1 protein-coding gene is annotated in these 753 nt (G+C 57.9%); it reads left to right on the forward strand.

Annotation, left to right across the window (positions count from 1 at the left end; genetic code table 11):
* Positions 1-438, forward strand: a 438-nt coding sequence (locus P7F28_RS07760; protein WP_368860329.1) for a glycosyltransferase, incomplete at its 5' end; no start/stop codon positions are given.
* Positions 439-753 lie beyond the last annotated feature (315 nt).

Below are 753 nucleotides of genomic sequence, written 5' to 3' on the forward strand. Positions count from 1 at the left end.
GGTTCTTATGCGCCGACGCTGGTGATCGCCGGGGCGCAGGATGAAGGAACGCGTGAAGCGCTGAAGTCGGCTGTTGCTAAGGTTTCGCCCGCGCCGGTGGTGTTCGATAGGTTTATATCGAGTGAGATGGAGCTGGACCTGTTCTCCGCCTGCGATGTCGTTTGGCTCGGGTACAAAGGGCATTACGGTATGAGCGGCGTGCTCGTGCAGGCGTTTCGCTTCGGTAAGCCTGTTGTGGCTACGGCGGATGGGTTGATCGGGTGGTTTTGTCGCACGGGCGAGCTTGGGCCGGTGATTGATGATCTTGCGCCTGGGTCGATTAATCGCGCGCTCGATGATGTGTTGGCGCGGCGCGCGCGGCCGCAGGTTCAAGGACACTTGCTCGAGCGCAATACGTTGAGTCAGTTTAAGGAGACTTTGCGGCAGGCTATTGTTTGATGTTTTTTTGCTGCTGCCTCTTGTCTTGCGTATTTGTTCAGTAGCCGCCTCCCCGGCGGGGGGATCACTTTCTTTGCTGCTGCAAAGAAAGTAATCAAAGAAAGCAGCTTTTTCAACCGGACACTGCTTCTTGAGGCGGCAAGTGGATTAATAGGCTCCCTAGGTAACAATAGCCCGCCACCTCGGAGGCCTGCCCGGCCTGTCAAGTGCTCGGTACGCGCCATTCAAATACCCCTTTTCTCTTAGCGGAGCGGCCCGCGCTCTTACGCGCGGCGTGTCCGGCGCTCACGCGCCATCGCCGTAGGGGTCTATAAG

It is taken from the genome of Caballeronia sp. BR00000012568055 (assembly GCF_029439455.1).
Classification (GTDB): domain Bacteria; phylum Pseudomonadota; class Gammaproteobacteria; order Burkholderiales; family Burkholderiaceae; genus Caballeronia.